Genomic DNA, 19,624 nt, shown 5'->3' on the forward strand with positions numbered 1-19,624 from the left:
ACGGCGCCGCAGGACAACGTGTCGCATAGGCGCGCCGGAGGACAGCGCGTACACAGGCCTCATGAGACGCCGACAAATCTTGGACCTCGCTGCCGTGAGCGCCGCGCTCGCCACCCTGCAAACGCTCGGCGGATGCGCGCAGGACGACGCCGCTCCCGGGCAGTCGCCCACAACCCCCGAAGGAGAGAGCTCCCCCATGCAGCACATCGCCATGCTGATTTACCCGGGCTTCACCGCGCTGGATCTCATCGGTCCCCAGGCCGCGTTCAGCATTCTCGAGGATACGAAAATACACCTCGTGTGGAAGACGCTCGACCCCATCACGACGGATTCGGGCATCACCCTCTCCCCCACGGCGACCTTCGACACGTGTCCCGAGGAGCTCGAGATCCTCTTCGTTCCGGGCGGCGTCGCGGGCACGATCGCCGTGATGAAGGACGGCGCGGTCCTCGATTTCCTCGCGGCGCGCGCGGAGCAGGCGAGCTACGTGACGAGCGTTTGCACGGGGTCGCTCGTGCTCGGCGCGGCGGGGCTGCTCCGCGGCTACCGCGCGACCACGCACTGGGCGTTCCGCGAGGTCTTGCCCCTCCTCGAGGCCGAGCGCGTCGACGCGCGCTACGTCGAGGACCAGAACCGCATCACGGGCGGCGGCGTGACGTCAGGCATCGATTTCGGCCTCCGGATCGCCGCCAAGATGCGAGGCGAGGAGGCCGCGCAGACGGCGCAGCTCGTGCTGGAGTACGACCCGGATCCGCCGTTCCAGGCGGGCTCGCCCGAGTCCGCGCCCGCGGCCGTGGTGGAGGGGCTGCGCGGCCGCATCGCGCCGGCGCTCGCGCAGGCCAAAGAGGCCGCGGAGCAGGCCGCGGTGCGCTGGTGAGGCGCGGCGCGTCGACCCCGAGGGCCCGCTGATGCCTCGCGCGCCGGACGGGGCCCGTCAGGCCGTCCGGAACGCGCGGTAGAGCTCGTCGCGCCACGCGACGAGGTCGGCGTAGCGATCGCGCAGCTCGGGGTCGGAGAAGCTCCGGCGGCTCGCGGCGCCGAGCTTCAGCGCGGCGGGCGGCGCCACGTTCACGAGCACCTGGCTCATCGCGATGTCGGCGAACGTGAAGCGGCCGAGGAGCGTCCTCGGCCCGTCGCCCGTCGTCGCGCTCCGCGCGAGCGTCGCGCGGAGCTCGTCCAGCGCCGCGACCATCGTCCGCAGGTGCGCCTCGGCGCCGTCCTCGTGCCCGCCGTACTTGCGCAGGGTGCGGCGGACGCCGAACGCGCCGAGCCGCGCCGCGAGGGCGCCGTGCGCGCGGCGGATCGGCGGCGGGGCCATCTCGGCGAGCGCCTCGTCGTCGGCCAGCATGCGCGACAGCGCGCGGGCGCGCCCGGCGGCGAGCGCGCGCTCCGACAGGTCGACGATCCGCGCGATCTCGGCCTCGTGCTCGGCCGGGAACAGCGTCGGACCTGCGCCGCGCCCGTCGGCCCAGCGCGCGATGTCGGCCGAGTCCGAGAGCACGCGCCCGTCGTCGGCGGTGAGCACCGGCACGGAGACGCGGCCGGTGAGCCGGCGGAGCTTCAACCGGAGCGCCGGCTCGCCGAGGAGCGGCTGGTAGTGCCGGAAGGTGTACGGCACGCCGCGGACGTCGAGCGCCCAGCGCGCCTTCTCGGTCCACGGCGAGAACACGAGGCCCAGGAGCTCGGTCATGGCGCCGGCAGCCTACCACACGCGCCCGCGCGCCCTCGGCCGATCGCCCGTCGAGGGCGCGGCTCGTCGCCGGCGGCCCTCGGGCCCACCCCGGGCGATCTCACGCGTCGGCGTCGAGCTCGACCCAGATCGACTCGGGCGCGTCGAACCCCTTGAGCCGGAACGCGCCCGCCCGGCGGAAGTCCGCGCGCGCCGCGTCGGGGAGCGCGGCGGCCGCCGCGCGCGAGAGCGTCACCCGGCCGGGGCGCGGCAGGGCGACCCCGGAGCTCGGCTCGTCCGCGCGATCCTCCTCGGTGACCGCCTCGATCCGGAAGAGCCGGTGGACCTCCGCGCCGAGGACGTCGTGATCGCTCATCCGCACCCGGCCCCAGTGGACGATGAGCCGGAGCTCGGCAGCGTCGCCGACGGCGCCGCGGAGCACGCGGGCCGCCTCGACCGCGCGGGCCACCGTGGAATAGACCGCGAGGTACCCGTCGCCGGTCCCCTTGAGGAGGCGCGGGCTCGTCGACCCGCGCAGGGCGCCGCGCAGCCGGTGGAGGTGGTCGACGAAGCTCGTATCGCCGATGTCCTGGAGCAGGCGGGTCGATCGGACGATATCGATGAGCAGCATCGCCACCTCCACCCGGTCGGTCAGCTCGGGCTCCTCCTCCCGGCGCGCGGTCGGGAAGAGCTCGAGGAGCGCGATGTGGAGCTCGTCCCAGTGGATGCGCTCCAGGTGCGCGCTGAGGCGGGCGAAGGTGGGGGAGGCGGCGATCGCACGGCGCGCGGCGCCTTCGCCCTCGCCGTCGGCGATATCGGCCGAGAGGCGGTCGAGGAGGGAGAACACCGCGTCGCCGATCTCCTCGTCGGCGTCCGGGCGCCGGAAGAGCTCGCGCTGCACGTCGACCACGAGGTCCCAGTGGCGGGGCCAGGGCTCCCCGTGGCCGATGACGACGTTGCGGATCGCGTTGAACCGGCCGCCGCCGGGGAGCGGCTCGATCAAGGCGCGCAGGGAAGGGTGGAGCAGGTAATACCGCGATCGCGGCAGCGCGTGGCGCGAGCCGACCACGGCGTCGTGCGGCTGGCGGAAGCGCTGGACCTGGCGCTCGGCCCCGGGCTCGGCGCCGAGCACGCCGAGCAGGCCGCACTCGAAGAGCTCGCGGAAAGGGTGGTAGACGTCGTCGGCGTCCCGGCCGTGAGCGTCGAAGTACGCGCGGTCGACCTGGTGAAACTTGCACCACACCTCGACGAGCTCGTCGTGGGTGAGGACGTCGCTGGGGAGCAGGGCGAGGAACTCGGCCCGCTTGTCGCGGTGGCGGAGCACCTCGAGGAAGACCCGCATCTCGTCGAAGATGTTGGCGACGAGGAGGCCGGCGCTGGTGCTCTGCACGATCCGCGTGAAGGTGCGCTCGTCGAGCGCCTGCCGGTTGCGCGAGATCTCCGAGGCGAGGATCACGAGATCGCGCGGCCGCCCGAGGGTGTGCCGGCAGAGGAAGTCGAAGGTCGACTCGCCGCGGGACGAGCGCCCCGCGCGCACCTCGTCGAGGTGGATGAACTCGCGGAGCGGCAGCCTCTCGTAATAATACGTGAGCTTCTCGAGCAGCTCGAAGAGCTCGTGCTTTTCGTAGCGGAGCCTCGCGGTCGCGCCGAAGAGGTTGTTCTTGATGTCGGACTCGTAGGCCGAGAACGCCTCCTCCCGGATCGTGGCGAAGATCTTGACGTGCGGGTTCGCGTTCATCAGGTCCCACGCGGCCTCGATCATCCCGGCTTGCATGTGGATCCACGCGTCCCGCGGCAGCCCACGGAGCGCCTGATCGAGCTTGTCGATGAAGATGAAGACGCCGCTGTGGAGCGAGCGGAGCCGCCGCTCGAGCGGGCGCTCCATCGCGTCGACGACCTGGTTGATCTGGCGGACGGTCATCGAGAGGAGCTCCTTCAGCACCATCGTCGGCTCGACCGGCCGGCCTTCGAGGAGCCCGCGCAGGTTCCGGGGGAGCGGCGAGAGGTCGTCGGGATCGCCGGCGCCGGCGCCGGACTGGTAGGAGACGATCGACAGGCGGAGGCTGAAGCTCCAGAGCCGCTTGCAGTCGTGGAGCCGCGACATGAGGTCGCGCTGGGGCTGGTCGACGCTGGGCAGGTCGCCCATCAGATCGAGGTACGGCCGCCCCTCCGGGATGAACTGCACGGCGGCGTGGCGGCGCTCGCGGCCGGTCGCGAGGTAGATCTCGCTGAGGACCGAGCGCTTGTACGTGAGGAGGAGGGTCTTGCCGAGCCCCTTGCTCCCCGAGACGAAGTGCTTCTTGGCGCTGTCGAGGAACTCGCGGACCACGGCGTTCTTGAACGTCAGGTCCTTGAGGGCGCCGATGTCGATCTGGTTGCCGTCCGAGATCCAGCTGTGGTCTTTCGGGAGGTCGGGCGGGCCGCCGGGGGGCGGCCTCTGCGCGGGCCTGTCCGGCGGGCGGCCGGCGAGCGCCCGGAGCGCCTCGAGGAGCTCGCCGGCGGAGGCGAACCGGCGGTCGCGGTCGCGGTGGGTCGCCCGGGCGAACCAGGCGTCGAAGCCGCTCGGGACCTCGGCCAGCCGCGACGGCGCCGGCGGGACATCGAAGCAGATCTTGTGGACCAGCTCGTACAGCGACTCGCCGCGGAAGGGCCGGCGCCCGGTCATGCACTCGTAGGCGATCACGCCGAGCGACCACAGGTCCGCGCGGTGATCGACGCCGCGGGCGTTGGCGATCTGCTCCGGGCTCATGTAGCTCACGGTGCCCAGGGTCGCGCCCGCGTCGGTCTGCGGCGTCCCCTGGCGATCGAGCCCGAGGTCCTCGAGCTTGACGATCCCGAAGTCGAGGACCTTGCAGAGCGGGCGATCGTCGTCGACGAGGAAGATGTTGGCCGGCTTGATGTCGCGGTGGACGACGCCGAGGCGGTGGGCCTTGCCGAGCGCGCTGCAGACGTCGCCGAGGACCGCCACCGTCTCCTCGTAGGAGAGCGGCCCGCGGGCGATCCGCTCGGCCAGGTCCTCGCCGCGGAGGAGCTCCATGGCGATGTAGGGCACCTGCGTCGCGGCATCGACGTTGAAGTCGAGGACCTGCACCACGTTCGTGCCCCGCAGCTTCGCCGCGGTCTGCGCCTCGCGGAGGAAGCGGGCGCGCGCCTTCTCGGTCCCGACGACCCCCGGATCCATCAGCTTCAGCGCCGCCGGACCGCCGAGGTGAAGGTCGGCCGCCCGGAAGACCCGGCCCATGCCCCCTTTCTTGAGGAACTCCTCGAGCCGCCAGCGCTCGCCAACGACGTCCCCCGGGCCGAGGCGCTTCCGCGACGGGTCGCTCTGACCCGCGGAGGACACCGTGGCTCCTTCCGGTCGGTGGGCACTCTCATCCGACATGTCGCGCAGCGTACCAGCCCCGGCGCTTCAGGAGAACCGGTGTGCCCGCGGCTACCAGCCGAGTCCGATGCGCAGCGGCAGGAACACCGCCATCCCGGTCACGATGGTGCCCAGGATGTCGCGGCGAGAGAAGTAGTAGACGCTCGCCGCGAGGCTCGCGGGCAGCCGCGCGTCCTGCATGGTCGCGATCAGGTGCCCGTCCGTCATCACCACCTCGGGCACGATTACGGCCGCAAGCGCGGCCAGCGGCGCGTAGCGCAGCCCGCGCCGGAGCCAGCCGGGCAGCGGCAGATCCTGGTCGGGGTACAGGAAGAAGGCGCGGGTGAACGCCGTGATCAGCGCGAGGCCGAGGATGGCGACGAAGATCTCCCAGGGGCTCATCGCCGGGCCTCCTCGGCCCCCTGGCGCGCGCGTCGGTGCGCCCCTTCGGCCGCCTCGGTGCCCAGGCCGACCGCGACCGCGGCGGCGATGGCGACGAGGATGTTGAGCTTCAGCGGCAGCGCGTAGGCGGCCACCGCGGCGCTCGCGGCGGTGCCGCCGGCGAGCCAGGTGGCCCTGTCCTGGAGCAGCGAGCACGTCACGCCGAGGAGCGCGAGCACGCCCGCGAAGCCGAGGCCCCATTCGATCGGGATGACGTTGGCCAGCGCGATGCCGCCCAGCGACGAGGCTTGCCATGCCGACCAGTTCGTCGCGACGCCGCCCCAGAAATAGGGCTCCTGCTCGGGCGCCGGGCCGGGCACGGGGAAGCGCTTCATGAAGATCACGTAGTTCAGGTCGCCGCTGAAGTAGCCGCACAGGCACCGCCGCCAGCGCGGGAGCGGCGCGAAGTAAGGCCGCCACATCGCGCTGAAGATCACGAACCGCAGGTTCACGCAGGCGGCGGTGGCCCAGACGACCCAGATCGGCGCGCCGGACGCGATGAGCGGCATCGCGGCGAGCTGCGCGCTGCCGGCGAAGACCGCGAGCGACATCAGCACCGCGAGCGGCGCCGTGAGCCCGCTCTTGAGCATCGCGACGCCGGTCACGAGCCCCCAGGCGGCGACGCCGAGCGACACGTGCAGCATCTCGCGCGCGCCGCGGCGGAACTCGGGGTGGAGCGCGGTGGCGCGGGCGAAGGCGGCGAAGGACATGCGGTCGCTCGAGGGGGTAGGAACTGTCCAGACGGGCTGCAAAAGTCAAGGCCGCCAGCCCGGCGCCGCCGCCCGCCCAGGGCGGCTGCTCCCGGATCCTCCGGCGCCCGGCGCCGGCGGGGAGCGATCGCCTTGCATACCGACCGACTGGTCGGTATACCTCATCGATGCCGGCGCGGACCTACTCCAGCGCGCGAGAGCGCATCCTCGACGCGGCCGAGCGGCTCATCGTCTCGCGCGGGGTGAACCAGCTGACCGTCGAGGCGGTGATCACCGAGGCCGGGATCAGCAAAGGGGGCTTCTTTCACCACTTCGCGACGAAGGACGCGCTCCTGATGGCGATCGTCGATCGGTTGACGGCGCGGGTGAACGACGACGCCACGAGGCGCGCGGCGCAGGACCCGGAGCCCCGGGGCGCCCGGCTGCGGGCGCAGATCGCGCTGACCTTCGATGAGGACAAGCGCGAGACCGCCGCGCCTCGCGCCTTGCTCCTCGCGATCATCGAAGCGGCGAGCGCTCAGCCCGCGCTGGCGCGCCACGGCAGCAAGCTGACCGCCGAGGCGGTCGCGCGCGACGCGGCCGAGGACATCCCGGAGGGGCGGGCCATCGCGATCCAGTTTGCGCTCGACGGTTTCTGGCTCTCACAGGCGCTCGGGGCGATGGCGCTCAGCGAAGGCCAGCTGCGGGCGCTGCGCGACGCGCTCCTCGCGCTCGCGCAGCCCGAGGCGGGCGCGGGGCGCCGGCCCAGGCGGCCACGAGCTTCCAAGAAAGGCGGTCCAGCATGATGTCGATCCCGGATATCTCCAGCGCGAAGCACAAGGCGAACCCTTATCCCGTGTACGCGCGGCTGCGCGCCGAGGCGCCGGTCGTGCGCACCGTGCTCAAGGACGGGAAGCCCGCGTGGCTCGTGACGCGCTACGCCGACGTGGCGTCTGCGCTCAAGGACCCGCGCCTCGGCAAGGACCCGTACCGCGCGCTCAGCCCGGAGGAGCGGGCCAGGCAGGTACCATGGACACCCGGGTTTTTCCGCCCGTTCACGAAGAACATGCTCGATCAGGACCCGCCGGATCACACCCGCTTGCGCGCCCTGGTGCATCAGGTCTTCACGCCGCGGCGGGTGGAGGAGCTGCGCGGGCGCGTCGAGGCGATCACCCAGCGCCTCATCGCGCGGGCGCGGGCGCGAGGCGCGATCGACCTCCTGGAGGAGATCGCGCTGCCGCTGCCGATGACGGTGATCTGCGAGCTGCTCGGCATTCCCGAGGCGGACTGGCCGCGCTTCCGGGCCTGGACGAACCGCCTGATCGGGATCGTCACGAGCGTGGACATGGTGCTCGCGACGCCGTCTCTCTACATGTTCCAGCGCTACCTGCGCGCGCTGCTGGAGCGGCGCCGCCGGACGAGCGGGGACGATCTCATCGCGGCGCTCGTGCGCGCCGAGGAGGCGGGCAGCCGGTTGAGCGAGGACGAGCTGCTCGCGATGGTCATGCTGCTGGTCGTGGCGGGCCACGAGACGACGGTGAACCTGATCGCCAGCGGGACGCTCGCCCTGCTCGACGATCCGGAGGCGCTCGACCGCCTGCGGCGCGAGCCTGCGCTGATCAAGCCGGCGGTCGAGGAGCTCCTGCGCTTCACGACCCCGGTCGAGCTCGCGACCGAGCGGTACACGACGGAGGACGTCGCGTTCGGCGAGCGCGTGGTCCCGCGGGGACAGCGGCTCTTCGCGGTGCTCGGCTCGGCGAACCACGACGAGGAGGTCTTCGCGAGCCCCGAGCGGCTGGTGCTCGACCGCGACCCCAACCGGCACCTCGCCTTCGGCAGCGGCGTGCACTACTGCCTCGGCGCGCCGCTGGCGCGCCTCGAGGCGCAGATCGCGTTTCCCGCGATCGTCCAGGATCTCCCCGATTTGCGGCTCGCCGTGCCGCGTTCTTCCCTGACGTGGAAGCCGTCATCCATCCTGCGCGGGCTCGACCGGCTGCCGGTGAAGTGCGCGGCGGCGCCGGTCTACTCCGTCCCCCGGGCGGCGCGACCGCCTGAGGCGGGCGCGCCGCTGTAGAGCACGCTCTTCGCGCCGGGCGTTCGTGCGCCCATGTCGCGCAGTGTCCCGGTGTGGCAGAAAGGCCGTCTTTTCCCCTGCGCAGCCGGGAAAGCCGGGGGAGGACCCACGTGTTTCTGTCCATGGCTGGGCCTTTGCCGTGCTCCCGTTCACGCGATCGGGAGCACGGCGACCGGCATGCTCCATGCACTCACCGTGCCTCATGCGCTCCGGGGAGCCCAGGCTTTGTGCGATCGTCGGCGAGCGGGTCGCCGGGAGCGCGCCGAGCGCGCGACGTGCGGTGTGCCCGCCTCGACACCGGGCCATCGCGCGGCCGTCCCCGGGGCAGGGTAGCGGCGAAAGGAGAGGCGTCCGTGCGCATCCATCATCTCAACTGCATCTCGACCTGTCCGATCGGCGGCGCGCTGATGGATGGCCAGACGCTGGGGCTCCGCGGGAGGCTGACGTGCCACTGCTTGCTCCTGGAGACGGACAGCGGTCTGGTCCTCGTGGACACCGGGCTCGGCTTGCTGGACGTCTCGATGGCGAGGAGGCGGCTCAGCCGGTTCTTTCTGTTCCTGGTACGACCGGAGTTCCGCGCCGAGATGACGGCGTACCGGCAGATCCAGCGCCTCGGCTTTCGGCCCGAGGACGTCCGTCACATCGTGCTGACCCACCTCGATTTCGACCATGCGGGGGGCCTCGACGACTTTCCTGGCGCGGAGGTCCACCTGCTCGCGGACGAGCGCGACGCCGCGGTCGCCCGGCGGACGCTGCTCGACCGGATGCGTTACCGGCCGGCCCAGTGGTCCACGCAGCCGAACTGGATCGCCTATCCCTCGGACGGCGGCGAGCGCTGGTTCGGCTTCGAGGGGGCGCGGCCGGTGGGTGGTTTGAAGGACGAGGTGCTCTTCATCCCGCTCATCGGTCACACGCTCGGCCACTCGGGCGTGGCGATCCGGAGCGACGGCCGCTGGCTGCTGCTCGCCGGCGACGCGTACTTCTATCACCGCGAGATGGACCTGGTGCGGCCCACCTGCACGCCAGGCCTGCGCGCCTATCAGCTCATGATGGAGAAGGACCGCGGCGCGCGGATCGAGAACCAGCGCCGGCTGCGCGCGCTTCGCCGGGAGCACGGCCACGAGGTGACCGTCGTGTGCTCTCATGACGTCGTGGAGTTCGAGCGCCTCACCGGGCGAAGCCACGCCATACCGGCGGGCGCCCGGGAGAAGGGCGCGCCCGAGCCACCGCTGTGGGTCCCCGCCGCGGCCGGAGCGCAGCGGATCTGAGCCGCAGAGGGCCTCGGGCTACGCCGCGTCCCGCCGCGGCGCCGCCCCCACCGGCAGCGTGAAATAGAACGTCGTGCACCCCCCTTTGGGGCTCTCGACCCAGATCCTGCCGTGGTGCGCCTCGACCAGCCCCTTCGCGATGTACAGCCCGAGCCCGAGCCCGACCGCGCGTTCCTCCCTCGCCCTCCCCCGGAAGAACCGCTCGAACAGCAGCGGGAGATCCTCGGCCGGGATCTCGCGGCCGCTGTTCCGGATGGAGATCTGCACATCGTCGCCGCGCCGCTCCAGCGACGCCCGGATCGGCGTCTCCGGATCACCGTATTTCACGGCGTTGGAGAGGAGGTTGCTGAGCACCTGCTCGACGCGCCCCGCGTCCGCGCACACGACCGGGATCTCGCCCCGGATCTCGACCTCGACGGCGTGCCCCTCCGTCTCGCCCGCCATCCGCTCCACGACCGCCTGAAGGAGCGCCGGCAGGTCGACGGGAGCGCTCTCGATCGTGAGCCGCCGCGACTCGATCTGGGAGATGTCCGTCAGATCGGACACCATCCGCCCGAGCCGCTTGGCGCTCGCCAGGATATGCCCCGCCCTCGTCTTCACCGCGGCCGCCACCTGGGGCTTGCGCTCGATCTGGGCCGCATAGCCGATGATCGTCGTCACCGGCTGCTTCAGATCGTGCGCCACCACCGACGTCCACTCTTCCTTGAGCCGCTCGAGCTCCTTGAGCCGCGTGATGTCGTCGAACACGACGACCGCCCCGAGCGGCTTCCCGCTCCCGTCGACGATCGGCCCGGCGCTCACGAGCACCGCCAGCGTGCCGCCGTCGGCGCGCCGCAGCGCGAGCTCCCTCGAGCTCGTGACCTCGCCGCGCAGCGCGCTCGCCGAGGGCTGCTCGTCGTCCGGGAGCGGCTGCCCGTCCAGGGAGTAGAGGCCCCACGCGCCCGCCTGCCCGGGCGGCGCGCCGACCCCGGCGAGCTCCTGGGCGCGATGATTCCAGGCGATCTGCGCGCCGGACGGGTCGAGGAGGAGGATGCCGACCGGCGAGCGCTCGATGACCGCGTTGAGCCAGCTCCGCTCGGCCGAGAGCTGCCGGAGGAGCTGCTCGCGCTCCTCGTCGGCGAGCTTCTCCGCCGTGACGTCGCGCGAGATGCCGATCCCGGCGACCGGGTTGCCGTGCTCGTCGCGCTGGATCGTGATGTGGGTCGATATCCAGCGCGTTCGGCCGCTCTTGTCGATGATCCGGAACGTGAGCCGCCCGCCGGCCTCGGCCATCTGCTCGACGAACTCGTGATACCGCCCCTTGTCCTCGGGATGGATCAGCGTGAGGAACAGCTCAGGGTCCTCGTACCAGGCCTCGGGCGGATGACCGGTGTGCTCGAGGACGGCGGGGCTGATGTACTCGTATCCCCCTTCCGGGCCGAGCCGCATGCGGAAGATGACGTCGCTCGCGTGCTCGGCGATCAGCCGCAGGCGCTCCTCGCTGAGCCGCAAGGCCTCCTCGGCGCGCCGCTGCTCGGTGACGTCGAGGGCCGTGCCGATGAGCCGGAGCGGGGTTCCGTCGTCGGCGCGGGCCACGTCCGCCTCGGTGTGGATGAGGCGCTCTTCGCCGCTCGGGCGGAGGATCCGGTACTCCATGCAATACGGCCTCTCCCCCTGGAGCGCGAGGTCGACGGCGCGCATGAGGCCCTCGCGGTCCTCCGGGTGGACGCAGGCGAGGAAGCGCTCGTACGTGAGCGCGCCGGCGTCGCGGGACAGCCCCAGCATCGGATAGCACTCGTCGGACCAAAAGAGCTCGTCGGTCGGAATGTGCCAGTCCCAATTGCCCAGCCTGGCGATCTTCTGCGCCCGGGCGAGGCTGTCCTCGCTCAGCCGGAGCGCGGCCTCGGTCTTCCTGGCCTCCGCGATCGCCGTGTTCAGCTGCTCGCGCGTGCGCTCCAGCGCGCGCTTCTCCTGCTCGAGCTCCTCGATCCGCGCGCGCAGCGCGCGGGGCTCGGCGGCGGCGAGCGCCATCCCGAAGAGGCTCGACAGGGCGCTCGTGACCTCGACCGCCTCGGCCTGCGGCAGGGTCGGCTGCGCGGCGGCGCAGAGCAGCACCGCGCGCAGGTCGCCGGCGAAGGCGAGCGGGATCGCGACCGCGTGGGCGCAGCCGCAGCGGTCGCGCAGGTGGACGGCGTCGAGCAGCGCCGCGGCGCCCTCGCCGCCGGGCGCGCCCTGCACGACCCCGGCGCGGGCGGCCTCGGCCGCGAGGCTCGGCGCGTCGAGCGGCAGGCGCTGGAGCGCGTCCAGCGAGCCGTCGCCGCCCTCGGAGGCGACGAGCATGAGCGCCCGCGGCTCCCCGGCGAGCTCGTAGAGACAGGCGATGTCGGCCTGCAGGACACGCGACGCCGCCGCGACGAGCGCCCGCGGCGTGCCGCCCTCGGCGGCGCGCAACAGGGCCAGCGACGCGTCGGCCACGGCGCGGGCCAGCGCGCCCGACGCCGGCGGCTCCCCGTGACGTCCCGCCCCGGACGGTCCACCCCGCCCGGTCCCACGCCCTTCGTCGTCGCTGTTCACTCCACCCCTCGCGCCTTCTACCAGGATTCTGGCAGGCGCGAGCTGAGATTATCACGAGCGCTCGGGAGGCACCTCGGTCCGCTCAGCAGCCGTGCGCCGGGCTCGGGGCAGCGCGCCGGCGGCGCTCGCCTCGAGCCCGGCGCAGGGCGCCGGAGGAGCCTTGGGTGCTCTCCGGCTGCGCGACGTTCGACGGCAGGAGACAGCGCACGTCGTTACAGTGTGAGCGTCGCGATCTCTGCCGTCGAGCTCGCCTTCGCGGGGAGGACGGCGATCCTCGCGCTGCGGAGTCGGTGTTGGCCCGAGGCCTTGCTGGATCCGTCGGTCCTCGAAGAGAGCCCTTCGGCGCCTCTGTCCGTCGCGCTGGTTCGTCGATGCCTTCACCCGCGGCTGGTCGAGCGGCAGCTGGAGGTAGTCCGGGCCGACCCGATAGCGCTGCGTGTCCGCGTACGAGAACGTCCGGCCCTGGAGCAGCTTGTCGTCCAACAAGTCCATGCCGTCGACGAGGACGCCTGTGCCGAAGGCGGCCTGCTCGACCTCGGCGAAGTCGTTCGTCGGGTTGCTGTCGAGCGCCATGCGCCGATCGGGCGGAGCGGGGACTTCTCCGGCGCCAGATCTTCGTCGCATCGAGCGGATCGACGTCGAGCTCCGGGAGCTCGCCGTCTTCCATGAGCTGCGCGCAGAGCTCCCACTCCGGCGCGCCGCCGCGCGCGATGGCGTCGTGGAGGACCTGCGTCGCGTGGTTGAAATTCTTGGCCTGGATGGCCGAGGCCTGATCGCTGGTGAGGTTGACCTCTCCTTGCCTGGGGAGGAAATGGTACTTCACGAGGACCGCCTCGCTCTCCTGGGTTATCGAGGACTGCCGGTCCGCGATCGCCGACGGTGCGGTTGTCCTCGTCGCCCGTCACCGGGTGTCTCTGCCGCGTGGTGAGGGTGGGGGTGCTCTCGTGAACCGTATCCTTCGTGGCGCCGCTCCTCATCGCTCCATCCTCCCGGGTCGGCGAAGCCGCCGTCCTTGCGGGCGATGTGGCTGCGGGCCCTCATCGTTCTCAATACATCGTTGCTGCTGAAGTGACAGCCTGGAGCTGTCGGCTCGGCCGCGCGGCGGTGGCGCGCTGGTAGGCGTCCCGGAGGGTCGCGGCGAGGCGCTGGAGGGCGCTCCCGATGGGGGAGCCGCGGCGGAAGGCGAGCGCGAGGGTGCGGTGCGGGGCGCGCGGGGCGAAGCGGCGCAGCGAGAGGGCGCCGCTGCGGTTCTCGATGGGGACGGCGAGCGCGGGCAGGAGGGGCACGCTGTCGCCCCCGGCGGCCCTCTGGCCGAGGGTGGAGGGGCTTGTGGCGCGGACGCTCGCCTCGTCGGCGCCGACGCGCTGGCAGAGGGCGAGCGCCTGGTCGCGAAAGCCGTGGCCGTTGACGAGGAGGAGGACCTTGGCCGCCGCGAGCTCGTCCATCCTGGCATCCTGGCGAGGCGGTTCGGCTCCGCCGCATGCGCTCGAGCAGGGGGGCGCCCGCCGAGGTGACGAGGGCGCGGCGGCGATCGCGCTCGAAGAGGTTCACGCCGAGGGCCTCCTCGAGCTGCGCGATCTGGGCCGAGAGCGACGGCTGCGCGACGCGGCAGGCGGCCGCGGCGCGCCGGAAGCTGCGGTGCTCGGCGACCGCGAGCGCGTACTGGAGCTGGCGGAGCGTGAGGGGATGCGGTGACCAGCGCACGGGCGCGCGGTAGTACGCGGCACGCGGGGGGCTCTGGGGTCGAGGGGGCGGCCGCGGGCGGGGGGTGGGGGCCTTGCGGGGCGGGCGCCCTGGGCGACATGCCCGGCGGTTGACGCCTGCGGTCATCTCTCCATGTTCCCCGCGAACGCGGGTTGTCCGCGTACGGAGGAACCATGTCCAAGACAGCGTCGAACGAGACCAGGAAGATCCGCTACGCCGTCGTCGGGGCGGGCAACATCGCGCAGGTCGCCGTGCTGCCGGCGTTCAAGAACGCCGCCGAGAACTCGGAGCTCGTGGCGCTGGTCTCGGGCGACCCCGAGAAGCTCGCCGCGCTGGGCGAGCGCTACGGGGTCACCGAGCGCGGCGGGTATGACGAGCTCGAGGACGTCCTGAGGCGCGCGCGGGCGGACGCGGTGTACATCGCGCTGCCCAACGCGATGCACCGCGAGTACACGGAGCGGGCCGCGGCGGCGGGCGTCCACGTGCTCTGCGAGAAGCCCATGGCCATGACCGAGGAGGACTGCGAGGCGATGATCCGCGCCACGAAGGACCGCGGCGTGAAGTTGATGATCGCCTATCGCCTGCATTTCGAGGAGGCGAACCTGCAGGCGGTCGAGATCGCGCGCTCGGGCAAGCTCGGTGAGGTGCGCGCCTTCACGTCGCTGTTCACGCAGGTGGTGCGCCCCGGCGACATTCGCACCCGGAGCGACGCGGGCGGCGGCGTGCTGTTCGATCTGGGCGTGTACTGCGTGAATGCCGCTCGGTACCTGTTCCGCGAGGAGCCGAGCGAGGTGCTCGCCACGAGCCTGCGGATCGACGAGAGGCGCGCCAAGGATGTCGACGAGACCACGGCGGCCATCCTGCGTTTCCCGAGCGGCGCCGTGGCGCAGTTCACGGTCAGCCAGGGGCTCGCGAGCGTGTCGTCGTTCCGCCTCGCGGGCACCGAGGGGGACCTGCGCGTGGAGCCGGCCTTCGATTACACGGCCGACATCAAGCATTACCTGACGGTGGGCGGGAAGACGGAGGAGAAGACGTTCAAGAAGCGCGACCAGTTCGCCCCCGAGCTCGTCTATTTCTCGCGCTGCATCCTTGAGGACAGGGAGCCGGAGCCGTCGGGACTCGAGGGGCTCGCGGACGTCCGGGTGATGCTGGCGATCCAGAGCTCCGCGGCGAGCGGGAGGGTCGAGGCGGTCCCGCAGCTCAAGCTGGAGCAGCGGCCTGATATGGGCCAGAACATCAAGAAGCCCGCGGTTGCCGCGCCGGAGCCGGTGAAGGCGCCGTCACCGTCGGAGCAGTGAGGGAGGACCCGGCCGACGCCAACCCGGACGACGCCAACCCGGGTTGGCAAGAGAAAGGGTCGACCCGATCACGTCGCGCGGACCACGCGAACCATCCCGACCCAACCATCCCGACCCAGGTTGCGGATCACCGACCAGCATCACCCATCACCCGACTCAGGTTGCGGATCACCCGGACCACCCGACCCCACCCGGACCACCCGACCCAGGTTGCGTACCACCCGACGCAGGTTCAACGACCGACCGGGGTTGGTACGACCAGATTGGTGACGACCCGACCCCGCTCTCCGCTCTCGACCAACCCAGGTCGGGAGAGGGGAGGAGGGAGAACCCACGTCGGGGACGGGGCAGCCCAGGCCAGAGGAGCCGCCGCAGGTTGGGCGAGCCGCAAGGACTATCCAGGTGGCGGACCACCTGGCGCCCCTGGCGGCGCCACCCCAAGGAGCGAGCCAATGCCTTGAAATCATTCACCCCACCCGCCGGCACGGCGTTTGCCATTGCACGCCAGCCATGAGCCAGCCCCGCGAAATTGCCGCAGGCGCCACCTACCTCATCACCCGTCGCGTCCTGCGCAGGCATCTGCTCTTCCGCCCTGACGCTGCCATCACCCAGCTCTTGGTCTACACCCTCACCGTCTCGACGCGCCGCTTCGGCATCGAGGTCCACGCGCTCTGCGCGATGTCGTCGCACCTGCACCTCGTCGTGACCGATACGATGGGCGTCCTGCCGCGTTTTTTGCAATTCTTCCATCGCATCGTCGCGCTCGGGACCAAGGTGCTCCGCACGTGGGAAGGGCCAGTGTGGGACCACGAGGCTACGAGCGTGGTGCGGCTGCTGACGCGGACGGCGGTGGTGGAGAAGATCGCCTACGTGCTCGCGAATCCTGTGGCCGCCGGCCTGGTCCGACATGCGCGCGAGTGGCCGGGCGCCAAGGTGGATGTGAACGAGCTCGGCTGCGGCGTGCTGCGCGCGACGCGACCCGCGGCATATCTCGATCCGAAAAATCCGCAGTGGCCAGAAGAAGTAACGCTCGCGCTCGCGCTGCCGCCTGTCATCGAACAGGATGGCGGCGACGGCTTTCGCGGCGAGGTCGCCGCCGAGCTGGAGCGACAGGAAGCGCAGGCCCGTGAGGAGGTGGGGCGGCGAGGGCAACACGTCCTTGGCGCGGAGGGCGCCAGCCGGGTGTCCCCCTACGAGCGTGCCACGAGCTTCGAGCCGCTGCGCGGCTGCAGTCCGACGTTTGCGGTCGGCCGCGAGCAGGGTGATGCATGGCGAATCGCTGCTGCCGCCGTGCGCGCGTTTCGTGCGTCGTACCGCGCGGCGCTCGAACGGTGGCGCAGCGGGGTGCGCAGCGCCGTATTCCCCGCGGGGACGTGGTGGATGCGCGCGTTTCACGGGGTCGCCGTGACGGACGCCGTGCTCACGGTGTAGTTGCTGCGCCGGCGGCGCACGGTGAGTCGGTCGGAGAGGCCACCGGGGGCGACACGTCGCCGGAGGGCACGTGCGTCTCAAGATGGCGGAGCGAGGCGACTCAAGACGCCCATGAGCCATGCGCATGGCGACGTGGGATGGAGTTGCGGGCCGAGCGACCAAGATGCGGTGCCGGGGTGAGATCGCTATAGGCGCCGGATCGAACACAACCTGGGTTGGCTCGGGTGGGTAGGTCGCAGGCGGCAATGCAGGTAGCAACCCGAGTTGAGTCGCTCTTCACGGGTCCGCTTGAAGCTGTTTGCGAAGCGTGGGTGTGCAAGCGCGAGGCGCTCTGTACAGATTTGTGGATGGCGAGCGGTCGACATCCACCCGGGTAGCTCGCGGGTGAGCCATCCGGGTCGGGTAAGCCGCCCCCGGGGAGCCCGCGGGTGGGCAACCCCGCGGGGGGGCAACCCCGCGGGTGGGCAACCCCGCGGGTGGGCAACCCCGCGGGTAAGCCCGGGTGAGCAACCCGAGTCGGGTCGGTCCGCCGCTCAATGGGGGTCAGGTTCGCCCCGGGGCCGACTCAATGGGGGTTAGGTCCGCCCACTCAGCGTCGGGTCCGGGCCGGCTTACCCGTTGGCCCTGACGACGGCCTCGAGCTGGGCAGCGCACTGGCCCCAGCCTTCGTGGAACCCCATCTTCTCGTGCGCCTCGCGGTCGGCGACCGTCCAGTGGCGGGCGCGGGCGGTGTACTTCGTCTTGCCGCCTTGATCCTCGAACGTCAGGATCACCGTCATGAACGGCTTCTCCGACGGCTCCCATGCCCTGGTGTACGCGTCGGTGAAGACGAGCCGCTCGTTCTCGACAACCTCGAGGAAGACGCCCTTGTTCGGGTATTCGTTCCCTTGTGGGTCGCGCATCACGATCAGGCTGGCGCCGCCAGGCCGCACGTCGAGCTCGGCGAAGGGCGTGGTGAACGGCTGAGGGGCGAACCACTTCTTGAGGAGCTCAGGGTCGGTCCAGGCCTTGAACACCTTCTCGCGCGGCGCGTCGATGATGCGCGTCAACACGAGGTCGCGGTCGGAAGTAGAGGTGGCTTCGGGCTTGGTGGTCATGCGTCGTCTCCTTGTCGGCGATGGGTGTGGGACGTTCGAGAGAGCCCTGGGCAGGCGCCGCCTCAGACGGCTGGATGCGCGTGGCGTTCTGCGTCTAGAAGGACGCGAGCTCGGCACCGTCGTTCCGGTCCTCGGCTTCCTTGGCTCGTGCTCGTTCGGTCTTCGAAGTGTTGGACAGACCGGCGCTCCGAAACTCATCGGTCGCCCCTCGTTTTCGGGGACGCGTGCCGCACTTTCGCGTCGCGCTGGACGACATCAGCGCCGGCACGCGCAAGGCGCTGCTGGCACGGGCGACGACGGCGCTGGCGCGTCGTGCTCCCGCGCTTCAGGCATGCCCGTCACCCGAGGAGCCGGTCGCGCGCCTACCGGGCTGGAGCGATCTGCTCCCGCAGGTGCGTCGCGCGCCCGGCGCCGGGGTGCGGTCTCGCGCGTGTGGCGGGATCCTGCGCATCGCCGAGCAGCGAACCACGTCGCTCCGTGGTTGGAGCTGCGCATCGCATCGGCGAGCTCCCTGAGCCGATCGCGACGCGTCCGCGCCGCCGACGCCGGCCAGATCGAAGGCTGCGCGAGCGCGTCCTCACCGCGCCCCCCGGTCGATGGTCGCTCGACCGAGCGCTGGCGCGGCTCCACGCGCCCTCGCGCGCGCCTCGGCCCCGCGGTCACCCTTCGAGGTACGAGCCGAGCTCTCGTTGCCGTGAGCGCATCCGGAGCTTCTCGAGCAGCTTCGCCTCGATCTGGCGGATGCGCTCCCGCGTCAACGAGAACGACTGCCCGATCTCCTCGAGCGTCTCGTCCTCGTTGCCGTCGAGGCCGAAGCGGCGCCGCAGGAGCTCGCGCTCGCGCGGCTGCAGCGAGTCGAGCAGCTCGCGCGTCTGCTCGATCAAGCGGCGCCGGGCCAGCATGTCGGCGGGCGTCGGCTCCTCGTTGGCCAGCAGATCGCCGAACCGGGTGTCGCCTTCCTCGCCGACCGGGGCGTCGAGGCTGAGTGGCTCGAGGGCGAGCTCGCCGATCACGCGCACCTTCTCCACGGAGAGCCCGCTGCGCTCCGCGACCTCCTCGACCGAGGGCTCGCGCCCGCGCTCCTGCACCAGGTCGCGCCGGGCGCGCACCACCTGGCTCCGGATCGCGGTGAGGTGGACCGGCATGCGGACGGGCTTGCCCTGGTTGAGGATCGTCCGCTTGATGGCCTGCTTGATCCACCACGCAGCGTAGGTGCCGAAGCGGTGGCCGCGGCGGTACTCGAACTTGTCGGCGGCGCGGATCAGGCCGAGGTTGCCTTCCTGCACGAGGTCGAGCAGCGGGACGCCGAAGCGCTGGTGCTCCCGCGCGATGGCGACCGCGAGCCTGAGGTTCGCCTGGACGAGCTCGGATTTCGCCTGGGCGACCGCGCGGCGCCCCCGGGCGATCGCCGCGAGCGTCGCCTCGATGGACGCGCGGTCCGCCTTGTCGGCGGCGGCCGCCGCCGCGCGCAGGCTCCGCTCGATGCGCTCCTCGAAGGCCGGATCGAGGCGCAGCTCGGCGAGGCCTGCGGCCAGGCCCGCGAGGGCGATCTCCACGCCCTCGTCGTCGTGCTTGCGGGCGGCGAGCGCTCGGGCGACATCGAGCAGGCCCGCGAGCCGCGTCGCGCACGCGTCCGCGTCGGGATCGTTCGCGTCGGCCTCGCACAAGAGGTCCCGGAGGCTGAGCGCCCCGTTCTCGACGTCCTCCGCCGTGAAGGCCAGCTCGCGAAGGGCGATCGGCGAGCGGACCCACGCCTCGAAGCACGCGAGCGCGCCCGCCTCGATGCGACGGCCGATCGCGACCTCGCCCTCGCGGGTGAGCGGCTGGCTGCCGGCGAGCGACCGGAAGTAGAGCTCGGTCGCCCCGAGCGTCGCGTGCGTGCCTGCGGCCTTCGCACGGCGCGCAGGAGCGCGCTCGCCCCCGCGCTCGGCCGCGGAATCGATGGAAACGGGAAAACTCGATTCGGACTCGCTCGCCGACAGCGAGGAACGGAACCTCATTCAATGCGCTCCAGGGTTGCCGCTGCGTCGTGCCTGACC

Annotated in this window: 14 protein-coding genes and 2 pseudogenes; 6 read left to right on the top strand and 10 right to left on the bottom strand. The window is 71.8% G+C overall.

Features of this window, described 5'->3' with window-relative positions:
* Positions 1-196: 196 nt before the first annotated feature.
* Positions 197-877, top strand: coding sequence for a DJ-1/PfpI family protein (locus tag WME98_RS25410; protein WP_437335521.1), 681 nt, complete (start codon positions 197-199; stop codon positions 875-877).
* A gap of 57 nt (positions 878-934) precedes the next feature.
* Here the strand turns inward: WME98_RS25410 and WME98_RS25415 are convergent, their stop codons facing one another.
* From WME98_RS25415 to WME98_RS25430, 4 genes are all read right to left on the bottom strand, one after another.
* Entirely contained in the window at positions 935-1,690 is a 756-nt protein-coding gene (locus tag WME98_RS25415) for a glutathione S-transferase (RefSeq protein WP_437953654.1), read from the bottom strand.
* A gap of 100 nt (positions 1,691-1,790) precedes the next feature.
* Positions 1,791-5,012 carry a P-loop ATPase, Sll1717 family gene (locus tag WME98_RS25420; protein ID WP_437953655.1) on the bottom strand — a complete coding sequence of 1,074 codons (3,222 nt, stop codon included), beginning with the start codon at positions 5,010-5,012 and terminating at the stop codon, positions 1,791-1,793.
* Positions 5,013-5,102: 90 nt separating this feature from the next.
* Positions 5,103-5,432, bottom strand: a complete 330-nt coding sequence (locus WME98_RS25425) for an AzlD domain-containing protein (RefSeq protein WP_437335524.1) — start codon at positions 5,430-5,432, stop codon at positions 5,103-5,105.
* Positions 5,429-6,181, bottom strand: coding sequence for an AzlC family ABC transporter permease (locus WME98_RS25430; RefSeq protein ID WP_437953656.1), 753 nt, complete (start codon positions 6,179-6,181; stop codon positions 5,429-5,431). Before WME98_RS25430 ends, WME98_RS25425 begins: the two co-directional genes overlap by 4 nt.
* A 167-nt stretch (positions 6,182-6,348) precedes the next feature.
* Between WME98_RS25430 and WME98_RS25435 the strand changes: the two genes are divergently transcribed.
* The 3 genes from WME98_RS25435 to WME98_RS25445 all read left to right on the top strand — a co-directional run bounded on the left by WME98_RS25435 (position 6,349) and on the right by WME98_RS25445 (position 9,502).
* Positions 6,349-6,966 carry a TetR/AcrR family transcriptional regulator gene (locus WME98_RS25435; protein ID WP_061624523.1) on the top strand — a complete coding sequence of 206 codons (618 nt, stop codon included), beginning with the start codon at positions 6,349-6,351 and terminating at the stop codon, positions 6,964-6,966.
* Entirely contained in the window at positions 6,963-8,234 is a 1,272-nt protein-coding gene (locus WME98_RS25440; protein ID WP_437953657.1) for a cytochrome P450 family protein, read from the top strand. The genes WME98_RS25435 and WME98_RS25440 overlap by 4 nt, the downstream gene beginning before the upstream one ends.
* Before the next feature lie 353 nt (positions 8,235-8,587).
* Positions 8,588-9,502 (top strand): MBL fold metallo-hydrolase, encoded by a 915-nt coding sequence (locus tag WME98_RS25445; protein ID WP_437953658.1) that lies wholly within the window; start codon positions 8,588-8,590, stop codon positions 9,500-9,502.
* An 18-nt stretch (positions 9,503-9,520) separates the two neighbouring features.
* Here WME98_RS25445 and WME98_RS25450 read toward each other — a convergent pair whose 3' ends face one another.
* The 4 genes and pseudogenes from WME98_RS25450 to WME98_RS25465 form a co-directional block, all read right to left on the bottom strand.
* On the bottom strand, positions 9,521-12,055 hold the full coding sequence (locus WME98_RS25450) for a PAS domain-containing protein (protein WP_437953659.1): 2,535 nt from the start codon (positions 12,053-12,055) through the stop codon (positions 9,521-9,523).
* A 348-nt stretch (positions 12,056-12,403) separates the two neighbouring features.
* Positions 12,404-12,905 (bottom strand): annotated as a pseudogene (locus WME98_RS25455) (catalase); the annotation flags it as partial.
* A 196-nt stretch (positions 12,906-13,101) separates the two neighbouring features.
* On the bottom strand, positions 13,102-13,500 hold the full coding sequence (locus tag WME98_RS25460) for a LysR substrate-binding domain-containing protein (RefSeq protein ID WP_437953660.1): 399 nt from the start codon (positions 13,498-13,500) through the stop codon (positions 13,102-13,104).
* 115 nt (positions 13,501-13,615) lie between these two features.
* Positions 13,616-13,885 (bottom strand): annotated as a pseudogene (locus WME98_RS25465) (LysR family transcriptional regulator); the annotation flags it as partial.
* Between the two features lie 47 nt (positions 13,886-13,932).
* On the opposite strand from WME98_RS25465, the gene WME98_RS25470 reads away from it, so the two are divergent.
* Together WME98_RS25470 and WME98_RS25475 are read left to right on the top strand one after the other, a co-directional pair.
* The gene (locus tag WME98_RS25470; RefSeq protein ID WP_437953661.1) at positions 13,933-15,057 is read left to right on the top strand and encodes a Gfo/Idh/MocA family protein; all 1,125 of its coding nucleotides are present in this window, start codon (positions 13,933-13,935) and stop codon (positions 15,055-15,057) included.
* A 510-nt stretch (positions 15,058-15,567) separates the two neighbouring features.
* On the top strand, positions 15,568-16,488 hold the full coding sequence (locus WME98_RS25475) for a transposase (RefSeq protein WP_437335532.1): 921 nt from the start codon (positions 15,568-15,570) through the stop codon (positions 16,486-16,488).
* A 611-nt stretch (positions 16,489-17,099) separates the two neighbouring features.
* Here the strand turns inward: WME98_RS25475 and WME98_RS25480 are convergent.
* Entirely contained in the window at positions 17,100-17,585 is a 486-nt protein-coding gene (locus WME98_RS25480; RefSeq protein ID WP_061629484.1) for an SRPBCC family protein, read from the bottom strand.
* Positions 17,586-18,244: 659 nt separating this feature from the next.
* Positions 18,245-19,585: a sigma-70 family RNA polymerase sigma factor gene (locus WME98_RS25485; RefSeq protein ID WP_437953662.1), complete on the bottom strand. Its 1,341-nt coding sequence runs from the start codon at positions 19,583-19,585 to the stop codon at positions 18,245-18,247.
* Positions 19,586-19,624: the final 39 nt, after the last annotated feature.

The organism is Sorangium sp. So ce296 (assembly GCF_051529605.1).
Lineage (GTDB): Bacteria > Myxococcota_A > Polyangia > Polyangiales > Polyangiaceae > Sorangium > Sorangium cellulosum_D.